Here is a 24,604-nt window from a genome sequence, read left to right as displayed (position 1 = left end):
AACGGACGCCGACGGCACCCGGTTCCTCCTGGCGCCGTCATCCTGTACCCTCGGGCGGCCCGGGCTCCACTAGTCAAATTTGAGGAACGCTCAGCGCTGTGACCCCACCCTCCGCGGCAACACCCTCCGAGGTCGCCGAACTCTCCCGCTGCACCGCGGTCTTCCTTCCCGGTGATCCGGCACGCACCGGCCGGATCGCCTTCTGGCGGCCGGACGGCCCGCCCCCTTCCGGTCCCGCCACCGGCTCCGCCGAGGAGCTGACGGTCGCCGTCCCGGTGGACGGCGCCGACGACGGCTCCACCAGCCCCGCGCCCACCGGCCTCGACGTCCGGACACGGACCGTACAGGCGCTCGTGCTGCCCCTGGGCGAGGCGCTGCCGGTGCTCACCCGCGCCCGCGCGCGGGCCGCGCAGGCCGGTCCGGGCCAGTGCGACCCCGCCACGGCCTTCTGGGGCGCCGCCGCCGTACTCGCCCTCCAACTCGCGGCCCGCGGAAAGCTGCTGCCCGGGCTCACCGCCACCGACCACGACGCCTGGCGCGTCGGCCCGCTCACCCCCGACGACCTGACACGGGTGCGTGAACTGGCCGCCGCCATGCCGCCCAGCGCGCACGCGACGCCGCTGCCCGGCTCCGGCCCGGTGCTGCTGCCCGAGCCCGAGCGGCTGCTGCGCGCGTTCCTGGACGCGGTGGCGGACGGGCTGCCGCGTTCGCCCGCCGCGGCGCCGGCCGCGGGCGGCCCCGCCTTCGCGGCCACCGCGCCACGGCGGCTGCCCGAACAGCGTGCCTGGGCCGCCGATGTGGCCGCCGGGCATGACGCGGGGGTACGGCTCTCGGTCCGTATCGAGCTGCTGCACGGCGGCGGTGGGAACGGTGAGGCGGACAGGCCGCACTTCCGTGCCGTCCTCCAGTTGCACAGCCTCACCGACCCGGCGCTGGTCGCGGACGCCGCCGATGTCTGGGCGGGCACCTCGCCCGTCATCCCGGCCCTCGGTCCGCGCGCCCGTATGGACGCGCTGCTGACCCTGCGGCGCGCGGCCCGCGCCTGGGCGCCGCTCACCCCGCTGCTGTCGGCCGCCGTGCCCGACGCCCTGGACCTCGCGGACGAGGAGGTCGCCGAGCTGCTCGGCCCGGCGGCCGGGGCGCTGGACGCCGCCGGGGTCCAGGTGCACTGGCCCAGGGAGCTGGCCCGTGGGCTCACCGCACGTGCCGTCATCGGTCCGGACGGCGACGAGGCTCGGGACGACGATGAGGCTCGGGACGATACCGGGCCCCGGTTCCCCGCCTTCCTCTCCGCCGACGCGCTGCTGCGCTTTAGCTGGCGGTTCGCCGTGGGCGACCAGGAGCTCACCCGCGCCGAGCTGGACCAGCTCGCCGAGGCCAGCCGGCCGGTGGTGCGGTTGCGCGACCAATGGGTCCTCCTCGACCCCGAGGCGGCCCGCCGCGTCCGCGACCGGCAGGACCGCAAGCTCACCCCCGCCGACGCCCTCGGTGCCGTCCTTACCGGTCGCGCGGAAGCCGACGGCACCGAGGTGGAGGTGCGGCCCACCGGCTGGCTGGAGGCCCTGCGGGACCACCTCGCCGACCCCGAGGGGACCGCGGGCACACAGCCGCCGCCCGTGTCCCAGCCGGCCGCGCTGGCCGCCACACTGCGCGACTATCAGCTACGCGGCCTGGACTGGCTGGTCCGGATGACCTCGATCGGCCTCGGCGGCTGTCTCGCCGACGACATGGGGCTCGGCAAGACCATCACCCTGATCGCCCTCCATCTGCACCGCCGATCCATCCCCGAAGCCTCCGGGCCCACTCTGGTGGTCTGCCCAACGTCGCTGATGGGCAATTGGCGGCGCGAGATCGAGAGGTTCGCGCCGGGCACCCCGGTGCGCCGCTTCCACGGCCCCGCACGCGGCCTGGACGGCCTCGCGGACGGCGAGTTCGTCCTCACCACCTACGGCACGATGCGGCTGGACGCACAGCGGCTGGCCGAGGCCGGGCCGTGGGGCATGGTGGTCGCGGACGAGGCACAGCATGTGAAGAACCCGTTCTCGGCGACGGCGCGGCAGTTGCGCACCATCGGCGCGAAGGCCCGCGTGGCGCTCTCCGGAACCCCCATCGAGAACAACCTCTCCGAGCTGTGGGCGATCCTCGACTGGACCACGCCGGGCGTGCTGGGCACGCACGGCGCGTTCCGCAGGCGCTACGCCCAGGCCGTGGAGAGCGGAAGCGACCCCGAGGCCGCCGCGCGCCTGGCGAAGCTGGTCCGCCCCTTTCTGCTCAGGCGCCGCAAGTCCGACCCCGGTATCGCCCCCGAGCTGCCGCCGAAGACCGAGACGGACCGTGCCGTCGCGCTCACCAAGGAGCAGGCCGGGCTCTACGAGGCGGTGGTCCGCGAGATCCTCGCCGAGATCTCCGGCACCGGCGGTCTCGTCCGGCGCGGGCTCATCGTCAAGCTCCTCACCGGTCTGAAGCAGATCTGCAACCACCCGGCGCAGTATCTGAAGGAGGACCGGCCCGTGATCCCCGGGCGCTCCGGCAAGCTGGAGCTGCTCGACGAGTTGCTGGACACCATCCTGGCCGAGGGCGCGGGCGTCCTGGTCTTCACCCAGTACGTCCAGATGGCGCGCATCCTCGAGGGCCATCTGGCCGCGCGCGGGGTGCCGGCCCAGTTGCTGCACGGCGGTACGCCGGTGGCGCGGCGCGAGGAGATGGTGCGGAGCTTCCAGGACGGCGAGGTCCCGGTGTTCCTGCTGTCGCTGAAGGCGGCGGGCACGGGGCTCAATCTCACCCGGGCCGGGCATGTCGTGCACTACGACCGCTGGTGGAACCCGGCCGTCGAGGCGCAGGCCACCGACCGCGCGTACCGCATCGGCCAGACCCAGCCGGTGCAGGTCCACCGCATCATCGCGGAGGGGACCGTGGAGGACCGCATCGCCGCGATGCTGACGCGCAAGCAGGAGCTGGCGGACGCCGTCCTCGGCTCCGGCGAGGGCGCGCTGACCGAACTGACCGACGCCGAGCTGGCAGAGCTCGTGGAGCTGCGGGGGACCGAACGATGAGCCGTGCCGAGGTCGAGCGCACCTTCGCCGCCCTGCCGCCCGCCCGCGGCCGCGGCTTCGCCGGCACCTGGTGGGGCCAGGCGTGGCTGAAGGCCCTGGAGGACACCGCACTGGACGGGGAGCAGCTCAAGCGCGGCCGCAAGCAGGCGCGCGAGGGCGCGGTGGGCGCGGTGTGCGTACGTCCGGGCCGGGTCACCGCCGTGGTGCGGGACCGCGACCGCACGCCTTACCGATCCGATGTGCTGCTGCGGGAGTTCACGGAGGCGGAATGGGACCGGCTGCTGGGGGTGGTCGCGGACCGCTCCGGCCATATCGCCGCCCTGCTGGACCGCGACATGCCCCCGCAACTGGCCGAGGACGCGGCGGCCGTGGGCGTCGAACTGCTGCCGGGGATAGGCGATCTGGAGCCGGAGTGCGGCTGTGAGGCGTGGGACCACTGCCCGCACACCGCCGCGCTGTGCTACCAGCTCGCGCGGCTGCTGGACGAGGATCCGTATCTGCTGCTGCTGATGCGCGGACGCGGGGAGCGGGAGCTGCTGGACGAGCTCCAGGTGCGCAGCGCGGCGCGGGCCGCCCCGCACCTCCCGCAGGCGGCCGAGGACGCCTCTCCCCCGGCTCCGGAGGGCGTACCGGCCCGGGAGGCGTTCGCCGCGCCCGGTCCGCCGCCACTGCCCGCACCGCCGCCCGCCGTCGCGGCGCCCGGCCGTCCTCCGGCGCTGGCGGGCGGCACGGACCCGGCCGAGGGGCTGGACGTCGCCGCGCTGGAGTTCCTGGCGGCGGACGCCGCCGTACGCGCCCAGCGGCTGCTGGCCGAGGCCCTCGCGCCCGGCCACGCCTCCTCCCCGGTCCCGGCGGCACTGACGGTGTGGCAGGACACGGTGCGGCTGACCGCCGCCGGTCCCCCGGCCCCGATCGCCGCCCGGCTCGCGGCCGGTTGCGGGCGTGACCGCACCGATCTGGCGCGGGCCGTCCGTGCCTGGGAGCACGGCGGGGCCGCCGCGCTCACCGTCCTGGAGGAGGAGTGGACGCCGGACGCGGCAGCCCTCGCGCGTGCCCGCGTGCAGCTCGCCGCCGCCTGGGAGGGGGACGAGCGGGCGCCCGGGCTGCGCGCCGCTGGGAACCGCTGGACTGTGGTGGGCACCGATCTCCAGGTGCGCTACGGACGCGACGGCCGCTGGTGGCCGTACCGCAAGGAACACGGCCGCTGGTGGCCCGCGGGCCCGGCCGGACACGACCCGGCGGCGGCGCTGGCGATGCCAGGCTCCGAGGGCTGACGCGGCGCACGGCCGGTGGCGGCATCCCGTACGCCACCGGCCGCGGGCCGGGAAGGGCCAGTGCCACCCGTAAGGAGGAGCGCGCCGGTGAGCGGCCCCGGCCGTCGGCCCGGCGGGGGGGGCGGCCTCGGGGTTGCCCCTCCAGGCCGCCGTCCCGTGGCCGGTGAGGGCGGACGGGACCAGGGGGGGGGAAGATCCAGCCGGGGCCGAAGGCGGCGGGGCGGCAACCTTTGGGTGGGCCGTGGAGACCGTAAGGGCGTCAACCCCCTCGGCACGTCTCCACGGGACGGAGTCACCGACCATGACCCTCAGCCCACGGCGCCCCCGGCGCCGCCGCCCCGCCCCGCTCATCGGCTCCCTGGCCCTGGCCACGGGTGTCGGGCTCGTCGCCGCCCCGGCCGCCGGCTGGTTCGGCGACGGCGCCCGGGCCCATGCCGCCACGCCCCGGGCCGCGGCGGCCATCATCGTGGTGGCCAAGGACGGCAGCGGTAACTACAGCACCGTGCAGGCGGCCGTCGACGCGGTGCCAGCCAACAACCCGTCCGCCGTCACCATCTCCGTCAAGCCCGGTACCTACCGCGAGACGGTGAAGGTCCCCGCCAACAAGCCGCATATCCGGCTGGTGGGCACCACGAGCGGCAAGAACGATGTGACGATCGTCCACAACAACGCCTCGGGCACCCCCAAGCCCGGCGGAGGCACCTACGGCACCAGCGGCAGCGCGACCGTCGCCGTCGAGGCCGATGACTTCCAGGCCCGCAATCTACAGTTCGTGAACGACTTCAACGAGGCCAACAGCGCCATCACCGACAAGCAGGCGGTCGCGCTGCGCACCGCGGGCGACCGGATCGTCCTGGACAACATCGGGGCGGTCGGGGACCAGGACACCCTGCTGCTGGACTCCGCGAGCAAGTCCACCGTCGGCCGGGTGTACATCAGGAACGCCTGGATCCAGGGGAACGTCGACTTCGTCTTCGGCCGTGCCTCGGCCGTCATCGACAAGTCGGCGATCCGGCTCGTCAAGCGCTACGACGGCACCTCCGGCGGCTATGTCGCGGCGCCCTCGACGGCGGCCGGGAAGAAGGGCTTCCTGTTCATCAACAGCAATATCACCGGGGATGTCAGCAGCCGGTCGTTCTATCTCGGCCGCCCCTGGCACGCGGGCGGCGACGCCAGTCTCGATCCACAGGCGATCGTCCGCGATACGGATCTGTCAGCGGCGATCAAGACCACTCCGTGGACGGACATGAGCGGCTTCTCCTGGAAGGACGACCGCTTCGGGGAGTACAAGAACACCGGCGCCGGTTCCGGTGCGGCGAGCACCGACCGGCCGCAACTGACCGACGCCCAGGCCGCGGACTACGAGATCGCCGACTGGCTCGGCGGCTGGCAGCCGCCGGCCTGACGATCAGCCCCGGCCGCCGGTCCCGTCGGGGGGCGGGACCGGCGGCCGGACGCGGGTCAGCGCGCGGCGAGCAGATGGTCCATGGCGAGCTGGTCCAGGCGCTCGAAGGCCATGCCGCGCTCGGCGGCCGCCTCGACGTCGAAGTCCTCGAAGGCGGTGCGGTCCGCGAGCAGCGCCGCCGGGGTCTCGCCCTCCTCGAGGGTCGGCTCACCCAACTGGTCCAGGCGCGAGGCGCGCAGCGCCTCCTGGACCTCGGGGTCGGCGCGGAAGGCGGCCGCCCGCTCCTTGAGGATGAGGTAGTTGCGCATACAGCCCGCCGCCGAGGCCCATACGCCCGAGATGTCCTCGGTGCGCGGGGGCTTGAAGTCGAAGTGGCGCGGTCCCTCGTAGCCGCCCGTCTCCAGCAGGTCGACCAGCCAGAAGGCGGCCCGCAGATCGCCCGCGCCGAACCGCAGGTCCTGGTCGTACTTGATGCCGTTCTGGCCGTTGAGGTCGATGTGGAAGAGCTTGCCCGCCCACAGTGCCTGGGCGATGCCGTGCGGGAAGTTCAGCCCGGCCATCTGCTCATGGCCGACCTCCGGGTTGACGCCGTACAGCTCGGGCCGCTCCAGCCGCTCGATGAAGGCCAGTGCGTGGCCGACGGTCGGCAGCAGGATGTCGCCGCGCGGCTCGTTGGGCTTGGGCTCGATGGCGAAGCGCAGATCGTAGCCCTGCTCGGTGACGTAGGCGCCGAGCAGGTCGAACGCCTCCTTCATCCGGTCGAGCGCGGCGCGCACGTCCTTGGCGCCGCCGGACTCCGCGCCCTCGCGGCCGCCCCAGGCCACATAGGTCCTGGCGCCCAGTTCGGCGGCGAGGTCGATGTTGCGCATGGTCTTGCGCAGCGCGTAGCGGCGCACATCGCGGTCGTTGGCGGTGAAGGCGCCGTCCTTGAAGACCGGATGGGTGAAGAGGTTGGTGGTGGCCATGGGGACGGACATCCCGGTGGCGTCCAGGGCCTGCCGGAAGCGCTTGATATGCGATTCGCGCTCGGTCGCCGAGGCCCCGAAGGGGATGAGGTCGTCGTCGTGGAAGGTGACGCCGTACGCGCCGAGTTCGGCGAGCCGGGTCACGGACTCCACGGGGTCGAGCGCCGGGCGGGTGGCGTCCCCGAACGGGTCCCGGCCCTGCCAGCCGACCGTCCACAGTCCGAAGGTGAACCTGTCCTCGGGGGTGGGGTTGTAGCTCATCGCGGCTCCCTCGCCTATTTCGTCATGGCGCTTTACAAATTAGTATGCGCGAGCATTCCGGGGAAGCCCCGTTCCACCCGCACACCGCACGACCCATGGACGCAAGGGAGAGCGCGAGATGGCAGCAGCAGCCGTGCCCGTGCCGCAAGGACCGCTCGTCGTCGGCGTGGACAGCTCCACGCAATCGACCAAGGCGCTCGTCGTCGACTCCGCGACCGGCGCGGTCGTCGCCCGGGGGCAGGCCCCGCACACCGTCGGCGGCGGCAGCGACGGCACCGGTAAGGAGTCCGTCCCCGAGCAGTGGTGGGAGGCGCTGACCGAGGCGCTGCGCCAGTGCGGGAACCCGGCCCGCGAGGCGGCCGCGGTCTCCGTGGGCGGCCAGCAGCACGGCCTGGTGACGCTGGACGCCTCGGGCCGCTCGGTGCGGCCCGCGCTGCTGTGGAACGATGTGCGCTCCGCGCCCCAGCGCGACCGGCTCATCGAGGAGCTGGGCGGCCCGAAGGCATGGGCGGAGCGGGTCGGCAGCGTGCCCGCGCCCGCCTTCACCGTCACCAAGTGGGCCTGGCTGAAGGAGAACGAGCCGGAGGCGGCCCGCGCCACCGCGGCCGTCCGGCTCCCCCATGACTATCTCACCGAGCGGCTCACCGGCTACGGGACCACCGACCGGGGCGACGCCTCGGGCACCGGCTGGTGGTCCTCGGCCACCGAGTCCTACGACGAGGAGATCCTGGACCGGGCCGGGCTCTCCCCGGAGCTGCTGCCGCGCGTGCTGCGGCACGGCGAGGCCGCCGGGACCGTACGGGAGCTGCCCGATCTGCCGCTGCCCACCGGCGCCCTGGTGGCCACCGGCACGGGCGACAATATGGCGGCCGCCCTGGGGCTCGGCCTGCGCCCGGGGCAGCCGGTGCTCAGCCTGGGCACCTCCGGCACCGTCTACGCGGTCTCGGCCCACCGGCCCGCCGACCCCACCGGGGTGGTCGCGGGGTTCGCCGACACGCGGGACGCCTGGCTGCCGCTGGCGTGCACGCTCAACTGCACGCTCGCGGTGGACCGGATCGCGGCGCTGCTGGGCCGCGACCGGGAGGCGGTGGAGCCGGGCGGCTCGGCCGTACTGCTGCCGTTCCTGGACGGTGAGCGCACCCCTCATCTGCCGCACGCCTCGGGGCTGCTGCACGGTCTGCGCCATGACACCACACCGGGGCAGGTGCTCCAGGCCGCCTACGACGGGGCCGTCTTCGCCCTGCTCACCGCGCTGGATCAGGTGCTGGACGCGGACGCGGCGCCCGACGCCCCGCTGTTGCTCATAGGGGGTGGCGCCAAGGGCACGGCGTGGCGGGAGACGGTCCGGCGGCTGAGCGGACGCCCGGTTCAGGTGCCCCGGGCCGAGGAGCTGGTCGCCCTCGGGGCAGCCGCGCAGGCCGCGGGGCTGGTGCTGGGCGAGGACCCGGCGGCGGTGGCCCGGCGCTGGGCGACCGCCGAAGGGCCGTCCTACGGTCCGGTGCCCCGCGACGAGGCGGCGCTGGAGCGGCTCTCCCGGGTGCTGGCGGACGCGGAGGGCCTGCTGCGCCACGCGTGAGCGCGGTAAGGCGCGCGTGAACACCGTATGGCGCGCATGAGCGCCGTACGACGGCGGCCGGGCGACCCGGTGTCGTACCGGCCCGGCACAATGAGCGGATCTGGCGACCGGGCGAGAGGAGGCGGATTCAGGTGGCAGCGCCACTGCCCAACACCCAGCAGGCGATGCGCCGGCGCAATCTCTCCCTCGTGCTGCATGCCGTGGCCGCACACGGCCCGCTGTCCCGTGCGTCGGTGGCGGCCCGGGTGGGGCTCACCCGGGCGGCCGTCTCCACGCTCGTCGACGAGCTGATCCGGGACGGGCTGCTGGTCGAGCTGGGCCCCTCCCGGCCCGGTACGGTCGGCCGCCCCGGCAGCGCCCTACAGCTCAATGAGCGCGGTCCGGCCGGAATCGGCGCGGAAATCGCGGTGGACCATCTCGCGGTGTGCGCGGTGGACCTCGCCGGGCGGGTGCGGGCCCGCACCGAGATAGCGTCGGCCAACCGCGACCGTGCACCGGCCCCGGTGCTCACCCAGCTCTCCTCCCTGGTCCGGCAGGTCGCGGCGGAGGCGGAGCTGGGCGGGCTGCGGCCGGTGGGGCTCGCGGTGGCGGTGCCCGGTCTGGTGGCGCGGGACTCGTCGCTGGTCGTCCGCGCCCCCAACCTGGGCTGGGAGGGGGTGGACATCGGCCCCGAGCTGCGCACGGCGCTGCCCGGGCTGCCGGTCACCGTCGACAACGAGGCGAATCTGAGCGCGCTCGCCGAGCTGTGGCGGGGCGGCCACGACCCGGCACCCCGGGACTTCATCCATGTCTCGGCCGAGATCGGCATCGGCGCCGCGGTCGTACTGGAGGGGCGACTACTGCGCGGCACCCATGGTTTCGCGGGCGAGCTGGGCCATGTGCCGGTGCGTCCCGAGGGGCCCGAGTGCGCCTGTGGCGGCCGCGGCTGTCTGGAGCAGTACGCGGGCGAGGAGGCGGTGCTGCGGGCGAGCGGCCTCTCCCCCGAGCAGGCCGCGGCCCAGCACCCGGGCCCCGGCGGCCGTATCACCGTGCTGGCCGTAAGGGCGGCGAGCGGCGACCAGCGGGCGCGGCGCGCGCTGCGCGGCGCGGGCTCGGCGCTCGGGATCGCCCTCGCGGGCGCGGTGAACCTCCTGGACCCGGAGAAGGTGGTGCTCGGCGGCGCGCTGACGCCGCTGGCGCCCTGGCTGCTGCCCGCCCTGGAGCGGGAGTTGGGACGGCGGCTCACCGACCCGGCCCGTCCGGGCAGTGGGGCGGTGACCGTCTCCCGGCTCGGCCCGGACGGTCCGCTGCTGGGCGCGGCCAACTCGGTGGTTCAGGCGGTGCTCGACGATCCGGCGGGGTTCAGGGACCCGGCAGGAGCCGGAGAGCCGGCCGGGGTCAGAGGAAGCGATGCATGATGTGCAGCCCCACATAGCCCTTCGTGGGGTGGTCGAACGCCTTGGGGACGGTGCCGATGACCTCGAAGCCCAGTGAGCGCCACAGCGCCACCGCCCGGGTGTTGCTCTCCACCACGGCGTTGAACTGCATCGCCTTGTAGCCCTCGGCGCGCGCCCACTCCAGGACATGCTCGCCCAGGGCCCGGCCCACACCGCGCCCGCCGTGCTCGGGCGCGACCATGAAGCTGGCCCCCGCGATATGCGCGGCGGGTCCCATGTGGTTGGGGTTCATCCTGGCCGAGCCCAGGACCGTGCCGTCGGGGTCGGTGGCGACGGCGGTACGGCTCGGGGGCTCCGGCATCCAGAGGTCGCGGGCCCGGTCCTCGTCCAGGTCGCGGGGGTAGGTGTAGGTCTCGCCCGCGGCGACGATGCGGCGCAGGAAGGCCCAGATGGCGGGCCAGTCCTCGGCGGTGGCGGTCCTGATGAGCATGCGGGCCAGCATGGCGGTGCGGGCGACGGCGCGCGAGGGGTTTTCCCGGCCGCCGCCCGCGAGGGGTCAGCGGGCCGCGCGCAGGAACGCCTCCAGCCCGGCCAGGTCGTCGGTGTTGAGGTAGTCCACATCGGCGGCCAGGAGCTCACGCCACAGGGCGTCGCGCTCCGGTCCGGCCACGTCCGGGGTGGCCCAGAAGCGCACGGTCTGCCGGGCGGCGTGTGCGGAGGCGACGAGGCGGTGCAGCGTCTCGCGCTCCGCCTGCGGCATCGGACCGGTTCCCGTCCAGGTGAAGGTCTTGGTCCAGTCGGCGCTGATGAGCGGGATGAAGGAGGCGGGCACGCCCGAGCCGAGGTCCTCGAGACGGCCGTCGTAGAAGGCGTGGCGCACCTTCTCGGCCTCCATGGGGGCCCGTGCGCCGCGGTCGCCGGAGATGACGGCCGTCACCGCGCCGCGGCGCACCCGGCCGTCCACCCCGCCGTAGGCGGCGCTGAACAGGGGGCCGTAGTGGCGCAGCCGCTTGGCCAGCTCCAGGTAGGTGGCCTCCCCGGCGGTCTTGAGGTCGATCAGCAGTTGCAGCGACAGGTCGTAGCCGCGGTAGACCCGGCCTCCGTTGGCCTTCACCCGCCGGGCCAGCGGGTCGAGGTAGAGCGACTCCAGGGTGCGGGTGGGGTCGAGGTCGGTGGCGTCGTGGGCGACCAGCAACTGGCCGTCCACCAGCCAGATGTCGGCCTCGACGCTGCCGAAGCCGTGGGAGAGCGCGTCCAGGAGCGGGCGCGGGTGCTCGTAGTCGTTGTGGGCGTGTGCTCTGGCCAGCGGCTTGCTCTTCGAAATGTCCTTCGAGCCGTCATTCGAGACGGACGTGGTGCCGAACGAGCTGGCCGTGCTCGCGAACGCGGGCGCGGCCGCGCCGCCCGCCAGAGCGGCTCCGAGGGTGACGACAAAGGCACGGCGTGTACGGCGGACCATGGGGCCTCCCGGCTCTCGTCCCGGCGCGGTGCCGGATACGCAGGATGGACGCCAGTGAGTATCGGGCGGCCGTGCGCCCAAAGGGCAGTGCTGCGCGAAGAGTTCCACGGGTGGTCCCCGGCCATTTCCTCACCGTTCCCGGGGTGCCGGGGCGATGGCCCGCGGTCTCCGGCCACGGGGGCGCGTGACAGATGCGCGGGCGCCGGGTGAACGGACGGGGTCGCGAAGGCCGTCGGCCCGCGGCGCGCATTCGGAGTGTTTACCCGTCCGCGACCGCCGACATAACCATCGCCCAGACACTCTTTTGAGTGAATGCACCACCCAAAGTCCGCTGATAGCTTGGCAGTTGCTCGAGCGGAATTTGTCCTCAAGGTCCGTACAGGGATGGGTGAGCATTCACGATGACGACGTCCGTTGAACCGGGTTCCGGTACCGAGAATTCGCAGCCGCAGTTGAGTCTCGGCACGGCGGCCGCGCGGAATCTGGCGACGACGACCAAATCCGTTCCGCAAATGCAGGGCCTCAGCTCCCGGTGGCTGCTGCGCATGCTGCCGTGGGTGCAGGTTCCGGGCGGTTCCTATCGTGTGAACCGCCGGGCGTCCCATACGCTCGGCGACGGCCGGGTGGAGTTCACCACCACCGGGTCCGAGGTGCGGGTCATCCCGGTCGAGCTGCGTGAGCTGCCGCTGCTGCGCGATTTCGAGGACATCTCGGTGCTCGGTGCCCTGGCGGACCGCTTCGCCCAGCGGGAATTCGCGCCGGGCGAGGTGCTGGTCGAGGCCGGGCGCCCGGCCGATGAGCTGCTCCTCATCGCCCATGGCAAGGTCGACAAATTGACCGAGGGCGCGTTCGACGAGCCCGCGGTGGTCGGCTCGGCCGCCGGTGGCGACCACATCGGGGAGCCGGAGCTGACCGCGGCCGAGGCGGGCACCTGGGGCATCACCGTGAAGGCCGTGACGTCCTGCACGGTGCTGGCCCTGCCCCGGCAGGAGTTCGAGGAGCAGCTCGACCGTTCACCGGGGCTGCGGGCGCATGTGGAGGGGGTGCGCTCGGCGCCGGAGGCCGAGCAGAACGAGCACGGGGAGGCGGCCATCGCGCTGGCCTCGGGACATTCGGGCGAGCCGGTCCTGCCGGGCACCTTCGCGGAGTACGAGCTGACACCGCGCGAGTACGAGCTGAGCGTCGCCCAGACCGTGCTGCGCGTCCACACCCGCGTGGCCGACCTCTACAACGAGCCCATGAACCAGGTCGAGCAACAACTCCGCCTCACCATCGAGGCCCTGCGCGAACGCCAGGAACACGAGCTCGTCAACAACCGCGAGATCGGTCTGCTGCACAACGCCGACCTCTCCCAGCGCATCCACACCCGCAGCGGACCGCCCACCCCCGACGACCTCGACGCGCTGCTGGCCACCGTCTGGAAGGACCCGGGGCTGATCCTGGCGCATCCGCGCGCCATCGCGGCGATCGGCCGCGAGTTCAACAGCCGTGGCATCTCCCCGCAGCCCACGGAGGTGAACGGCCATGCGATGCCGGCCTGGCGGGGCGTGCCCATCTTCCCGTGCAACAAGATTCCGGTCTCCCGGAGCGGGGTGACCTCGATTCTCGTCCTGCGCACCGGCGAGGAGAACCAGGGGGTCATCGGACTGCACCGCACCGGAATTCCCGACGAATACCAGCCGAGCCTCTCGGTGCGGTTCATGGGAATCAGCGAGCAGGCCATCATCTCGTATCTCGTCAGCGCCTACTATTCCGCGGCCGTGCTCGTCCCGGACGCGCTCGGAATTCTGGAGAACGTGGAAATCGGACTCTGACGCCCGCCCGACCGGGCCCGTGGCCTTCGCATACCTTCCCGAAGATCTACCGAAATGGGTGATGAGCACTTATGACCACTTCCGTGGAGTCCGGTGAGCAGCCGCTGAGTCTGGGCACGGCCGCCGCACGGAATCTGGCGACCACCACCAAGTCCGTTCCGCAGATGCAGGCCATCTCCTCCCGGTGGCTGCTGCGCGTCCTCCCCTGGGTGCAGGTGTCGGCCGGTACGTACCGGGTGAACCGCCGACTGACGTACACGGTCGGAGACGGTCGAGTGGAGTTCATCAGCACCGGATCGCAGGTGCGGGTCATCCCACCGGAGCTGGGCGAGCTGCCGACGCTGCGCGGCTTCGGGGACACCGCCGTACTGGAATCGCTGGCCGACGGGTGCGTCCAGCGTGAGTACGCGCCCGGGGATGTGCTGGTGGAGGCGGGCCGCCCGGCCGACCAGGTGTTCCTGATCGCCCACGGCAAGGTCCGTCAGGTCGCCCCCGGCGCCTATGACGAGGGCACCACGCTGGCGGTGCTGGCCGACGGGGAGTACTTCGGCGACGCGGTGCTGACCGGTCCGGAGCACACCTGGGAGTTCACCGTCCGGGCCGTCACCCGGACCACGGTGCTCACCCTCCCCCGCCGCGTCGTCCAGGAGGCCGCCGATCGCTCGGATGCGCTGCGCGACCATCTCCAGGGTCTTTCCGAGCGGTCCACGCCCGCTCAGAACCGGCGCGGTGAGGCCGATATCGCCGTCGCGTCCGGCCACGCGGGCGAGCCCGTCCTGCCGGGCACCTTCGTGGACTACGAACTGGCCCCGCGCGAGTACGAGCTGAGCGTCGCCCAGACCGTGCTGCGCGTCCACACCCGCGTCGCCGACCTCTACAACGAGCCCATGAACCAGGTCGAGCAACAACTCCGCCTCACCATCGAGGCCCTGCGCGAACGCCAGGAACACGAGCTCGTCAACAACCGCGAATTCGGCCTGCTGCACAACGCCGACCTCTCCCAGCGCATCCACACCCGCAGCGGACCGCCCACCCCCGACGACCTCGATGAGCTGCTGGCACGGCGCCGCAAGACCCAGTATCTGCTGGCGCATCCGCGCACCATCGCCGCCTTCGGGCGCGAGTGCAGCGACCGTGGTCTGTATCCGCAGGGCATCGAGGTGGCCGGGGTCGCGGTGCGGGCGTGGCGCGGGGTTCCGCTGCTGCCCTGCAACAAGATCCCGGTCAGCGAGTCCGGCACCAGCTCCATCCTGGCGATGCGCACCGGGGAGGAGAGCCAGGGGGTCATCGGTCTGCATCAGACCGGTATCCCGGATGAGTACGAGCCCAGTCTGAACGTCCGGTTCATGGGCATCAGCGAGCAGGCCGTGACGTCCTATCTGGTCTCCGCCTACTACTCGGCGGCGATTCTGGTGCCCGACGCGGTCGGTGTGCTGGAGGACGTCGAGATCGGCCGCTGAGCCCGGCCGGGAGAGGCCGGTCACCGCGGGCGTGGGTCAGGGGCGGACGCTGCTGACCACGTCCGCGGTGGCGGCGAGCCCCTCGGAGATGGTGGGCGCCACGCTGCTGCTCGCCAGATAGAAGCCCAGCGTCACACAGACCAGCGCATGCGAGATGCGCAATCCGCCGCTGCGGAGGAAGACCACCGTCAGGATCAGAAGCAGCAGGACCACGGAGATGGAAATGGCCATGGGGAGCCTCCTCGGCCACGGAGCATCGGAATCCGGCCGTCAGTGTGGCCCAGAATCGCCCCTGCACCGCCGTCGGCTGGTGCTCCATACGGGTGCCGATCTGCTGTGCGGTTACTCCCCGGCTATTCGCCCCTCGGTGGTGAGCGGGCGTGGCGAGCCGTCTCAGGCGTCGGCGCGGATCAGCTCGGCGGCCATCTCGCCGATCATGACGCAGGCCGCGTTGGTGTTGGCCGAGACGATCGACGGCATGATCGATCCGTCGGCGATCCGCAGCCCCTCGACGCCCCGGACGCGCAGCCGGGGGTCCACCACCGATTCCTCGTCCCCGCCCATCCGGCAGGTGCCGACGTGGTGGAAGTAGGTGCCGGCGTTCTCGCGAACGAAGTCGGCCAGTCCGTCGCGGCCGCGCACACCGGGGCCGGGCAGCAGTTCACGCGGCTGCCACGCCCCGAAGGCGTCGGTGGCGGCCAGCGACCGGGCCAGTTCGACGCCCTGGACCAGGGTGGCGAGGTCCCTTCCGTCGCTGAGATAGCCGGGGTCGATCAGCGGCCGGTCCTCGGGGTCCGCGCCGGAGAGCCGGACCGTGCCCCGGCTGTGGGGCTGCATCGCGGCGGCCGTCAGGGTGAAGGTGTTCGGCGGGAACGGCAGCAGCCTCGGGTGGAAGGGGATGTGAAAGAGGAACACCTCGAGGTCGGGGCGGGGCAGTCCGGGGTCGGTCCGGGTGAACAGGGCCGCCTCGGCGGTGGTCACAGGGGGCGGCGGCAGCGGGGTGCCCGCCTCGTGGACCAGCCCGACCAGGGGGTGGTCCTGGAGATTGGCCCCCACCTCCGGGGCGTCCACCAGCAACGGGACGCCCACCTCGCGCAGATGACCGGCCGGGCCGATTCCGGAGAGCATCAGCAGCTTGGGCGAGTCGACCGAACCGGCGCACACGATGACCTCCCGCGCCGCGCGCACCCGCCGTGCCACACCGCCGGAGCCGGCGTATTCGACGCCGACGCAGCGGGTGCCCTCGAAGAGCAGCCGGTGTGCGTGGGCCTCGGTGCGGACGGTGAGGTTGGGGCGGTCCATCGCCGGATCGAGATAGGCGACCGCCGTGCTCTGGCGGCGCCCCTCGTGGATGGTCCACTCATGGCGTCCGGCGCCGTCGCTCTCCGCCCCGTTGAAGTCGTCGTTGAAGGGATGGCCGAGTTCCTTGGCGGCGTCGAGGAAGGCGGCACTCAGCGGGTTGGGCGTATCGGCCCGGCTGAGCCGCAGCGGGCCGCCGGTGCCGCGGAAGCGGGGGTCACGGCCCTCGGTGTGCTCGATGGCGCGGAAGACCTCCAGCACCGACGCGGCGTCCCAGCCGGTGCAGCCGTCGGCGGCCCACGCGTCGAAGGTGCCGAGGTGGCCGCGGACATACGTCATCACATTGATGCTGCTGGAGCCGCCGAGCACCTTGCCGCGCGCGGCGGCCTGCGGATGACCGGCGAGTCCCGGCTGCGGGACGGTGGTGTAGCCCCAATCGTGCTCACCGCCGATGAGGGTGAACCACGCGGTGGGGTCGTGGATCTGCTCGGCCGCGTCGTCCTTCCCGGCCTCCAGCAGCAGCACCCGGGTGTCCGGGTCTTCCGTCAACCGGGCCGCGACCACCGCGCCCGCCGAGCCCGCGCCCACCACGATGTAGTCGAAGTCGCTCATCATGTGCCCCCGTTCCGGCCTCGCACGATCTGCCGTAGAGCTGTGCGCCACCAAAGCGCCGTACAGTTGTTCGGCACTTTAGTGGCGTGATCGCGGAACGGGGGCGGGTTCACCGGATCCGGCCGGTCAGCCGGTGGGGGCCGCCAGGTCCACCAGCCCGGCGAGCGCCTGGCGGTGGCGGCCGGGGGTGCCCAGCGCGATCTCATCGCTCTTGGCCCGCTTGAGATACAGATGCGCCGGGTGCTCCCAGGTCATGCCGATGCCACCGTGCAACTGGACGCACTCCTCGGCCGCGCGCACCGCCACCTCGGCGCAGTGCGCCTGGGCCACGGCCACCGCGACCGGTGTGTCCGGGCTGTCCGTGGCCAGTGCGTCGGCCGCGTACCGGGCGGTGGCGCGCGCCGAGACCAACTCCAGCCACAGCGCGGCCATACGGTGCTTGAGCGCCTGGAACGAGCCGATGGGGCGCCCGAACTGATGGCGCTCCTTGGTGTGCCGGACGGTCTCGGTCAGACACCATTCGGCCACGCCCAACTGCTCGGAGGCGAGCAGTCCGGCCCCGGTCAGCAGCGCCCGCCCGATGGCCGCCGCGGCCCGGTCGGGCCCGGCCAGTTTGCGGGCCCGGGCGCCGGTGAGGGTGACCGCGGCGAGCGGGCGGGTGAGGTCGAGCGAGGTGAGGGGTTCGACGCTGACGCTGGTCTCGGCGGTCTCCACGGCATACAGCCCGTATCCCTCAGCGCCGCCGGCGGGGACGAGCAGCACATCGGCGCCCGCCGCGCCCGCGACCCCGGAGACCTGGCCGCTGAGCGTTCCGTCGCCGTCGGCCCGTACGGTCGCGGCGGGTGTGCCGGGCGCACCGGCCACGGTGGACAGCGGCAGCGCGAGGGCGCCGACCGTGCGGCCCTCGGCGAGCGCGCCGAGCAGCCGGGCCACCGGCTCCTGGTCGGTGTCGCAGCCGAGCAGGGCAGCGGCGGCGAGGACGGCGCTGGTGAGGTAGGGCACGGGGGCTACGGCGCGGCCGAGCTCCTCCATGACGACGGCCGCCTCGCGCGCGGTGGCGCCCTGGCCGCCGAGCTTGTCGGGGACCAGCAGCCCGGCGGTGCCCATCTCGGTGCCGAGCGCGCCCCACAGCGCGACGTCGTGGGCCCGGCCGCTCTCGGCCCGGGAGAGCACGGTGGCGGGCGGGCAGCGGTCGGTGAGCAGCGACCGTACGGCCGCGCGCAGATCGTCCTCCGCCTCGGAGTAGAGCAGGTCCGGGGTGCTCATCGGGGCAGGTCCTTCCACGGGACGTCCTTGTCGGTCCGCGGCTCGGGCGGCAGGCCCAGGACGCGTTCGGCGATGATGTTGAGCAGCACCTCCGAGGTGCCGCCCTCGATGGAGTTGCCCTTGGCGCGCAGATAGCGGTAGCCGGCCTCGCGTCCGGTGAAGTCCACCAGTTCGGGACGGCGCAGCGTCCAGTCGTCGTAGCCCAGCCCCTCCTCCCCCAGCAGCTCGACCTCCAGCGCGCTGATCTGCTGGTTGAGGCGGGCGAAGGCGAGTTTCATGGCCGAGCCCTCGGGGCCGGGCTGGCCGACCGCGAGCTGCTGGCGCAGCCGCTCGCCCGCGAGCCGGGCCGCCTCGGACTCCGTCCACAGCCGCAGCAGCCGCTGGTGGAGGTCATGGGTGCGCAGTTCGGGCCGCTCGCGCCAGGTGTCGGCGACCAGGCCGATCATGCCGCCCTCGCGGGGGACGCGGCCGCCGCCGATGGCGACCCGCTCGTTCATCAGGGTGGTCTGGGCGACGCGCCAGCCCTCGCCGATCTCGCCGAGCCGCCTGCTGTCGGGGATCCGGACACCGGTGAGGAAGACCTCGTTGAACTCCGCCTCGCCGGTGATCTGGCGCAGTGGCCGGACCTCGACCCCGGGGTCGGTCATATCGCAGATGAAGTAGCTGATGCCGCGGTGCTTGGGCTGGTCGGGGTCGGTGCGGGCGATGAGGATGGCCCAGCGGGCGAGATGGGCGCTGGAGGTCCAGACCTTCTGTCCGTCGACCACCCAGTCCTCGCCGTCCCGCACCGCCCGGGTGGCCAGGGCCGCGAGGTCGGATCCGGCGCCGGGCTCGCTGAAGAGCTGGCACCACACCTCCTCGCCGGTCCACAGCGGACGCAGCAGCCGCTGCCGCTGCTCGTCGGTGCCGAAGCCGAGGATGGTGGGGGCGGCCATGCCCAGGCCGATGCCGATGCGGCGGGGGTCGTTGTCGGGTGCGCCGGCGGCCGCCAGCTCGGCGTCGACGACGGCCTGGAGGGAGCGCGGGGCGTCCAGGCCGCCGAGTCCGGCCGGGTAGTGCACCCAGGCGAGTCCGGCGTCGAAGCGGGCGCGCAGGAAGTCCAGGGGTTCGGTGGTGGCGGGCGGATGGGCGTCCAGGAGGTCGCGGACGCGGCGGCGCAGCTCGTCGGCGTCCACGGCGGGGTGCTGCCCGGCGGCGCTCATCGGGCGCCTCCGGCGGGCTGCCCGGGGACGACCACCACGCGGCCGGTGGTCACGCCGTCGGCGACGCGCTGCACGGCGTCGGCCGCGCCCGCCAGCGGTACGCGCTCGCTGACCAGCGGCTTGACGGTGCCCTGTGCGGCGAGCTTGGTCAGCTCCTCGTGGCAGGCGCGGACCGCGGCCGGGTCGTGGGTGTTGTAGAGGCCCCAGTGGAGGCCGAGGATGGCGTAGTTCTTGACCAGGGCGTGGTTGAGGGCGGCCTGGGGGACGACTCCGCTGGCGAAGCCGACGACCACGATGCGGCCCTCGAAGGCGACGCATTTGACGGACTTGACGAAGGCGTCGCCGCCGACCGGGTCGTAGACGACGTCCGCGCCGCGCCCCCCGGTGGCCTCCTTGACGGCCGCCACGATGTCATCGGCGCGCCGGTCGAGGACGAGGTCGCAGCCGAGCTCGCGGGCGACCTGGGCCTTGTCGTCGCCGCCGACGACCCCGATCACCGTCGCCCCGGCCGCCTTGCCGAGCTGGACGGCGGCGCTGCCGACCCCGCCCGCGGCGGCGTGCACCAGAAGCGTTTCGCCGGACTGGAGGCGGGCCCTGCGGTGCAGGCCGAACCACCCGGTCTGGTAGCCGATGTGCAGCGCCGCGGCCTCGGCGTCGTCCAGGGCGTCGGGCGCGGGCAGCGCGGCCGCGGCCTCGACGGGCACCAGCTCGGCGAAGCCGCCCGCGGGGAGCGTGGGCGTGGCCAGGACGCGGGAGCCCACCTCGCCGTCGGCGCCCTCGCCGACGGCGACGACCTCGCCGCACACCTCGACACCGGGGGTGAACGGCAGGGGCGGCCGCACCTGGTACTGGCCGCGGCACAGCAGGGCGTCGGGGAAGTTGACGTTGACGGCCCGGACCCGCAGCAGGAGCTGTCCCGGTCCCGGCTGGGGATCGGGCACATCGTCGAGGCGCATGACCTCACCCGGCTCGCCATTGTCGTGCACTCGCCATGCCTGCATCGGGTGGCCTCCACAAACGGATCGTCGGTACGCGGTACCCGCGCCGGGCGCACATACTAACCAGTCGGTACGAGCAGGGGAACCGCCATCGCCATCAGCCATCCTGCCCTGCCCGTCCGGCGGCAAATGAACCTTGTGCAACTCTGGAGGCACCCTTGAGCCCGGTGCGTCGGCAGGTAAAGGTGGACGGCGACATATCGGCTCGTTTCACAGCGAGCCGATGCCGGAACGGGACGGGAGAGAGACAGTGCCCGACGACAAGGCGATCAGCGAGGCCGAGATGGAGGCCCGGCTGCACGGCATCTGCTTCAAGACAGGGCCGCCGCGCCGCATCGGAGTCGAGCTCGAATGGCTCCTTTACGACCCGCACATCCCCGCACGACCCATCGAGGCGGCCCGGCTCGAAGCCGCGGTCACCGCCCTGCGCGGACTGCCGCTGCGGTCCGCCATCACCTTCGAACCCGGCGGCCAGGTGGAGCTCAGCTCCCTCCCGGCCGACTCCCTCACCGCGTGTGTGGAGTCCGCCGCCGCCGATCTGGCCCTCGTACGATCCCTTCTCGCCGGGCTCGGCCTCGGCCTGGCCGGCCATGGCCACGACCCCTGGCGCCCGCCGAGACGGTTCCTCACCACGCCCCGGTACGAGTGCATGGAGACCTACTTCGACCGCCGGGGGCCGGCCGGGCGCTCCATGATGTGCAGCACCGCCTCCGTGCAGGTCTGCGTGGACGCCGGGCACGAGGAGCCCGGACCGCTCGGCATGGCACGGCGCTGGCGGCTCGCCCATCTGCTGGGCGCGGTGCTGACCGCCGCGTTCGCCAACTCACCGCTGCGCCAGGGCCGCCCCACGGGCTACCGCTCCACCCGGCAGGCGGTGTGGACGGCGATGGAGCCCGGCCGCACCCACGCCCCGCCCGACGGCGCGGATCCCCGCACCGCCTGGGCGCACTATGTGCTGGACGCGCCCGTGATGGCCATCCGGGACGAGAAGGGGCCCTGGGCGGTGCCGTCCGGAGTGACCTTCCGCCAGTGGGCCAGGACCGGGCTGCCCCGGCCGCCCACCCTCGACGATCTCGACTTCCACGCCTCCACGCTCTTTCCCCCCGTCCGCCCGCGCGGCCATCTGGAACTGCGCATGATCGACGCGCAGAGCGGTGAGGACGGCTGGATCGTCCCCCTCGCCGTCACCGTCGCCCTCTTCGACGATCCGCAGGCTGCTGAAACGGTTTACCGGGTGGTGAAGCCGCTCGCCGAGACGGCGGGCGCACGCCCCGCACCGGGCAATCGGCTGTGGCGGGCCGCGGCGCGCCACGGTCTGGCCGACCCCGAGCTGCGCGCCGCCGCCGTGAGCTGCTTCGCCACGGCGCTGGACGCACTGCCCCGCATCGGCGCCTCCCCCGCCATCACCGCCGCCGTCGCCGCCTTCACCGACCGCTATGTGGCCCGCGGCCGATGTCCCGCCGACGATCTGCTCGCTCCTCCCACCGGTAAGGAGGGACGGCCATGACCGCCCCCGACTCGGACCTCACCATCGATCCCGAGGTGCTGCGCCGGCGCGCCGAGCTGGCACTGCGCACCGCGCGCGAGCGCACCCACACCCTCACCACGTGCGTGGACGAGCCCGACCTCACCGCCCAGCACTCCCCGTTGATGTCCCCGCTGGTCTGGGATCTGGCGCATATCGGCAACCAGGAGGAGCAGTGGCTGCTGCGCGCGGTCGGCGGCCGTGACGCGCTGCGCCCCGAGATCGACTCGATCTACGACGCCTTCGAGCATCCGCGCGCCGAGCGGCCCTCCCTGCCGCTGCTGGCGCCCGCCGAGGCCCGCGGCTATGTCCATGAGGTGCGCGGCCGGGTGCTGGACATCCTGGAGCGGATCGAGCTGCGCGGCGCCCCGCTGGTCGACGCGGGCTTCGCATTCGGCATGATCGCACAGCATGAGCAGCAGCACGACGAGACGATGCTCATCACCCACCAACTGCGCCGCGGACCCGCCGCGCTCACCGCTCCGCCACCGCCCGGCACGGCGGACGGCGCGGCGCTGCCCGAGGAAGTGCTGATCCCCGGCGGCCCGTTCACCATGGGCACCTCGACCGAGCCCTGGGCGCTGGACAACGAGCGGCCCGCGCACCACCGGCTGGTCCCGGCCTTCCACATCGACACCACACCGGTGACCAACGGCGCGTACGAGCGGTTCATAGCCGATGGCGGCTACGGCGAGCGGCGCTGGTGGACGGCCGAGGGCTGGGCGTACATCCAGGAGCACGGCCTGGCCGCCCCGCTGTTCTGGCGGCGCGAGGGCGGGCAGTGGCTGCGCCGCCGGTTCGGGGTGACCGAGCCGGTGCCGCCCCAGGAGCCGGTGGTGCATGTGAGCTGGTACGAGGCGGACGCCTACGCCCGCTGGGCGGGGCGGCGGCTGCCGACCGAGGAGGAGTGGGAGAAGGCCGCCCGCCACGACCCGGACAGCGGCCGGTCCCGGCGCTATCCGTGGGGCGACGCAGACCCGGCCCCCGACCAGGCCAACCTCGGCCAGCGCCATCTGCGGCCGGCACCGGCGGGAAGCTATCCGAAGGGCGCCTCCCCGCAGGGGGTGCGGCAGCTCATCGGCGATGTGTGGGAGTGGACCTCCAGCGACTTCCTGCCCTACCCGGGGTTCCGCGCCTTCCCCTACCGCGAGTACTCCGAGGTCTTCTTCGGCCCGGCGCACAAGGTGCTGCGCGGCGGTTCCTTCGCGGTGGACGAGGTCGTCTGCCGGGGCACGTTCCGCAACTGGGACCTGCCGGTGCGCCGCCAGATCTTCTCGGGTTTCCGCACCGCTCGGGACGCGTCCTGATGTGCCGGCATCTGGCGTATCTCGGGCCGCGGACCCCCATCGGCGAGGTGGTCATGGCGCCCGAGCACAGCCTGTTCCGGCAGTCGTGGGCGCCGCGGCGGCAGGCGCACGGCACGGTCAACGCCGACGGGTTCGGCGTCGGCTGGTACGCGTCGGGCGACCCGGTGCCCGCGCGCTACCGCCGCGCCGGGCCCATCTGGGGCGATCTGTCGTTCGCCGACCTCGCCCGCGTGGTGCGGACCGGGGCGCTGATGGCCGCCGTGAGGGACGCCACCGAGGCGAGTGCGGACGGTGAGGCGGGCGCCTCGCCGTTCGCCGCCGGGACCTGGCTGTTCAGCCACAACGGGGCGATCCGCGACTGGCCGCACGCGGTCGCGGACCTCGCCGCCTCGCTGCCGCCCGTGGATCTGCTCGGCCTGGAGGCGCGGTGCGACTCGGCGTTCGTCTGGGCGCTGGTGCTGCGCCGGCTGCGGCTGGGCCACGAGCCGCCGGAGGCGCTGGCCGAGGCCGTCGAGCAGCTCGCCGGCGCGTCCCCCGGCTCACGTCTGAACCTGCTGCTCATGGACGGGGAGACCATCGCCGCCACCGCCTGGGGCGACACCCTGTGGTACCTGGCCGAACCGGACCGGGGCGTGGTGGTGGCCTCCGAGCCGTATGACCAGGACCCCGGCTGGACCGAGGTCCCCGACCGCACCCTGCTCACCGCCACCCGCACCGATGTACTGCTCACCGCCCTTAAGGAGGCTTCCCGTTGAGCCCCTTCTCCGTCACCCGCACCCTGCCCGCCGATGCCACCGCGGCCGCCCTGCGCGCCGATGTGGCCGACGGGCTGACCAGCACCCCCAAACAGCTTCCGCCCAAGTGGTTCTACGACGCCCGGGGAAGCGCGCTCTTCGAGGAGATCACCCGGCTGCCGGAGTACTACCCGACCCGTGCCGAGCGGGAGATCCTCATCGCCCGCGCGGCGGAGATCGCCGACGCCACCGGGGCCCGCACCCTGGTCGAACTGGGCTCCGGCTCCTCCGAGAAGACCCGCCACCTGATCCGGGCGCTGCCGGATCTGCGCGTCTACGTCCCCGTCGACGTGAGCGAGAGCGCACTGGAACTGGCCGGGGAGGCCCTGCTGGCCGAACATCCGCGGCTGACGGTGCACGCGCTGGTCGCCGACTTCATGAACGGGCTCGCACTGCCCGACGACACCCCGGGGCCGAGGCTGCTGGCCTTCCTCGGCGGCACGATCGGCAATCTGCTGCCGGCCGAGCGGGCCGCGTTCTACGCCTCGGTGAGCGATCTGCTCGCGCCCGGCGACGCGCTGCTGGTCGGCACCGACCTGGTCAAGGACGATGCCACGTTGGTCTCCGCCTACGACGACGCGCAAGGGGTCACCGCGGCGTTCAACAAGAACGTGCTGACGGTGCTCGACCGCGAACTGGGCGCCGACTTCGACCCCTCCGACTTCGACCACGTGGCGGTGTGGAACGCCGAGGAGGAGTGGATCGAGATGCGGCTGAGGGCCCGTAAGGACCTCACGGCGAAGATCCCCGCCATGGATCTCGCGGTCCATTTCGCGGCCGGGGAGGAGGTCCGTACGGAGGTGTCCAGCAAGTTCCGGGAGGAGAAGGTGCGGGCCGAACTGGCCGCCGCGGGGATGGACTCGCGGCGCTGGTGGACCGATGCGCAGGGCCGCTTCGCGGTGTCGCTCGCGGTCCGCCGCTGACCGTCCGGTAGCGCGCCGCACACCGCCGCCCGGGG

At 73.3% G+C, this 24,604-nt stretch carries 18 protein-coding genes and 1 pseudogene; 11 read left to right on the top strand and 8 right to left on the bottom strand.

Translation table 11 applies throughout. The features are described 5' to 3' along the window. Positions 1-98 precede the first annotated feature (98 nt). The 3 genes and pseudogenes from ACK1X7_RS44250 to ACK1X7_RS44240 form a co-directional block, all read left to right on the top strand. Positions 99-3,053, top strand: coding sequence for a DEAD/DEAH box helicase (locus tag ACK1X7_RS44250; protein WP_390795007.1), 2,955 nt, complete (start codon positions 99-101; stop codon positions 3,051-3,053). Continuing rightward, the gene (locus ACK1X7_RS44245) at positions 3,050-4,327 is read left to right on the top strand and encodes an SWF or SNF family helicase (protein WP_390795006.1); all 1,278 of its coding nucleotides are present in this window, start codon (positions 3,050-3,052) and stop codon (positions 4,325-4,327) included. Before ACK1X7_RS44250 ends, ACK1X7_RS44245 begins: the two co-directional genes overlap by 4 nt. 433 nt (positions 4,328-4,760) lie before the next feature. Further along, positions 4,761-5,732: pseudogene (locus tag ACK1X7_RS44240) on the top strand (pectinesterase family protein); the annotation flags it as partial. Between the two features lie 56 nt (positions 5,733-5,788). Here the strand turns inward: ACK1X7_RS44240 and xylA are convergent. Beyond that, positions 5,789-6,958, bottom strand: a complete 1,170-nt coding sequence (xylA, locus tag ACK1X7_RS44235) for a xylose isomerase (RefSeq protein WP_390794916.1) — start codon at positions 6,956-6,958, stop codon at positions 5,789-5,791. A 118-nt stretch (positions 6,959-7,076) separates the two neighbouring features. Between xylA and xylB the strand changes: the two genes are divergently transcribed. Both xylB and ACK1X7_RS44225 read left to right on the top strand, forming a co-directional pair. Beyond that, a complete protein-coding gene (gene xylB, locus ACK1X7_RS44230; RefSeq protein ID WP_382948666.1) occupies positions 7,077-8,534 on the top strand; it encodes a xylulokinase in 1,458 nt (485 codons plus the stop codon). Positions 8,535-8,665: 131 nt separating this feature from the next. After that, entirely contained in the window at positions 8,666-9,931 is a 1,266-nt protein-coding gene (locus ACK1X7_RS44225) for an ROK family protein (protein WP_390794914.1), read from the top strand. On the opposite strand, the gene ACK1X7_RS44220 is transcribed toward ACK1X7_RS44225, so the two are convergent. Together ACK1X7_RS44220 and ACK1X7_RS44215 are read right to left on the bottom strand one after the other, a co-directional pair. Beyond that, entirely contained in the window at positions 9,912-10,400 is a 489-nt protein-coding gene (locus ACK1X7_RS44220; protein WP_385155571.1) for a GNAT family N-acetyltransferase, read from the bottom strand. The genes ACK1X7_RS44225 and ACK1X7_RS44220 overlap by 20 nt on opposite strands. A gap of 66 nt (positions 10,401-10,466) precedes the next feature. Then, positions 10,467-11,369, bottom strand: coding sequence for a phosphatidylinositol-specific phospholipase C/glycerophosphodiester phosphodiesterase family protein (locus ACK1X7_RS44215; protein WP_390794913.1), 903 nt, complete (start codon positions 11,367-11,369; stop codon positions 10,467-10,469). A gap of 401 nt (positions 11,370-11,770) precedes the next feature. On the opposite strand from ACK1X7_RS44215, the gene ACK1X7_RS44210 reads away from it, so the two are divergent. After that, positions 11,771-13,183, top strand: a complete 1,413-nt coding sequence (locus ACK1X7_RS44210; RefSeq protein WP_390794912.1) for a family 2B encapsulin nanocompartment shell protein — start codon at positions 11,771-11,773, stop codon at positions 13,181-13,183. A gap of 71 nt (positions 13,184-13,254) precedes the next feature. Next, positions 13,255-14,643, top strand: a complete 1,389-nt coding sequence (locus tag ACK1X7_RS44205) for a family 2B encapsulin nanocompartment shell protein (RefSeq protein WP_361508280.1) — start codon at positions 13,255-13,257, stop codon at positions 14,641-14,643. A gap of 36 nt (positions 14,644-14,679) precedes the next feature. On the opposite strand, the gene ACK1X7_RS44200 is transcribed toward ACK1X7_RS44205, so the two are convergent. The 5 genes from ACK1X7_RS44200 to ACK1X7_RS44180 all read right to left on the bottom strand — a co-directional run bounded on the left by ACK1X7_RS44200 (position 14,680) and on the right by ACK1X7_RS44180 (position 20,023). After that, the gene (locus ACK1X7_RS44200; protein WP_020866016.1) at positions 14,680-14,874 is read right to left on the bottom strand and encodes a hypothetical protein; all 195 of its coding nucleotides are present in this window, start codon (positions 14,872-14,874) and stop codon (positions 14,680-14,682) included. 162 nt (positions 14,875-15,036) lie between these two features. Then, positions 15,037-16,554 carry a GMC family oxidoreductase gene (locus ACK1X7_RS44195; protein WP_398159567.1) on the bottom strand — a complete coding sequence of 506 codons (1,518 nt, stop codon included), beginning with the start codon at positions 16,552-16,554 and terminating at the stop codon, positions 15,037-15,039. A gap of 126 nt (positions 16,555-16,680) precedes the next feature. Further along, positions 16,681-17,820 (bottom strand): acyl-CoA dehydrogenase family protein, encoded by a 1,140-nt coding sequence (locus tag ACK1X7_RS44190; protein WP_385155583.1) that lies wholly within the window; start codon positions 17,818-17,820, stop codon positions 16,681-16,683. Next, entirely contained in the window at positions 17,817-19,022 is a 1,206-nt protein-coding gene (locus tag ACK1X7_RS44185; RefSeq protein WP_390794910.1) for an acyl-CoA dehydrogenase family protein, read from the bottom strand. The genes ACK1X7_RS44190 and ACK1X7_RS44185 overlap by 4 nt, the downstream gene beginning before the upstream one ends. Then, positions 19,019-20,023, bottom strand: coding sequence for an NADPH:quinone oxidoreductase family protein (locus tag ACK1X7_RS44180; RefSeq protein ID WP_398159565.1), 1,005 nt, complete (start codon positions 20,021-20,023; stop codon positions 19,019-19,021). Before ACK1X7_RS44180 ends, ACK1X7_RS44185 begins: the two co-directional genes overlap by 4 nt. A gap of 220 nt (positions 20,024-20,243) precedes the next feature. Here ACK1X7_RS44180 and egtA point away from each other — a divergent pair, with 220 nt between their 5' ends. The 4 genes from egtA to egtD are packed head-to-tail and all read left to right on the top strand — an operon-like array spanning position 20,244 to position 24,569. Continuing rightward, the gene (gene egtA, locus ACK1X7_RS44175; protein WP_390794908.1) at positions 20,244-21,527 is read left to right on the top strand and encodes an ergothioneine biosynthesis glutamate--cysteine ligase EgtA; all 1,284 of its coding nucleotides are present in this window, start codon (positions 20,244-20,246) and stop codon (positions 21,525-21,527) included. After that, complete coding sequence (egtB, locus tag ACK1X7_RS44170) at positions 21,524-22,852, top strand: ergothioneine biosynthesis protein EgtB (RefSeq protein ID WP_385157354.1); 1,329 nt, start codon at positions 21,524-21,526, stop codon at positions 22,850-22,852. Before egtA ends, egtB begins: the two co-directional genes overlap by 4 nt. Then, positions 22,852-23,607 (top strand): ergothioneine biosynthesis protein EgtC, encoded by a 756-nt coding sequence (egtC, locus tag ACK1X7_RS44165; protein WP_390794907.1) that lies wholly within the window; start codon positions 22,852-22,854, stop codon positions 23,605-23,607. Before egtB ends, egtC begins: the two co-directional genes overlap by 1 nt. Continuing rightward, positions 23,604-24,569, top strand: a complete 966-nt coding sequence (egtD, locus tag ACK1X7_RS44160; protein WP_413116617.1) for an L-histidine N(alpha)-methyltransferase — start codon at positions 23,604-23,606, stop codon at positions 24,567-24,569. Before egtC ends, egtD begins: the two co-directional genes overlap by 4 nt. The last annotated feature ends 35 nt before the right edge of the window (positions 24,570-24,604 follow it).

This window comes from Streptomyces sp. CY-1 (genome assembly GCF_047218265.1).
Lineage (GTDB): Bacteria > Actinomycetota > Actinomycetes > Streptomycetales > Streptomycetaceae > Streptomyces > Streptomyces niphimycinicus.
This window is presented reverse-complemented; position numbering and strand designations above follow the sequence as displayed.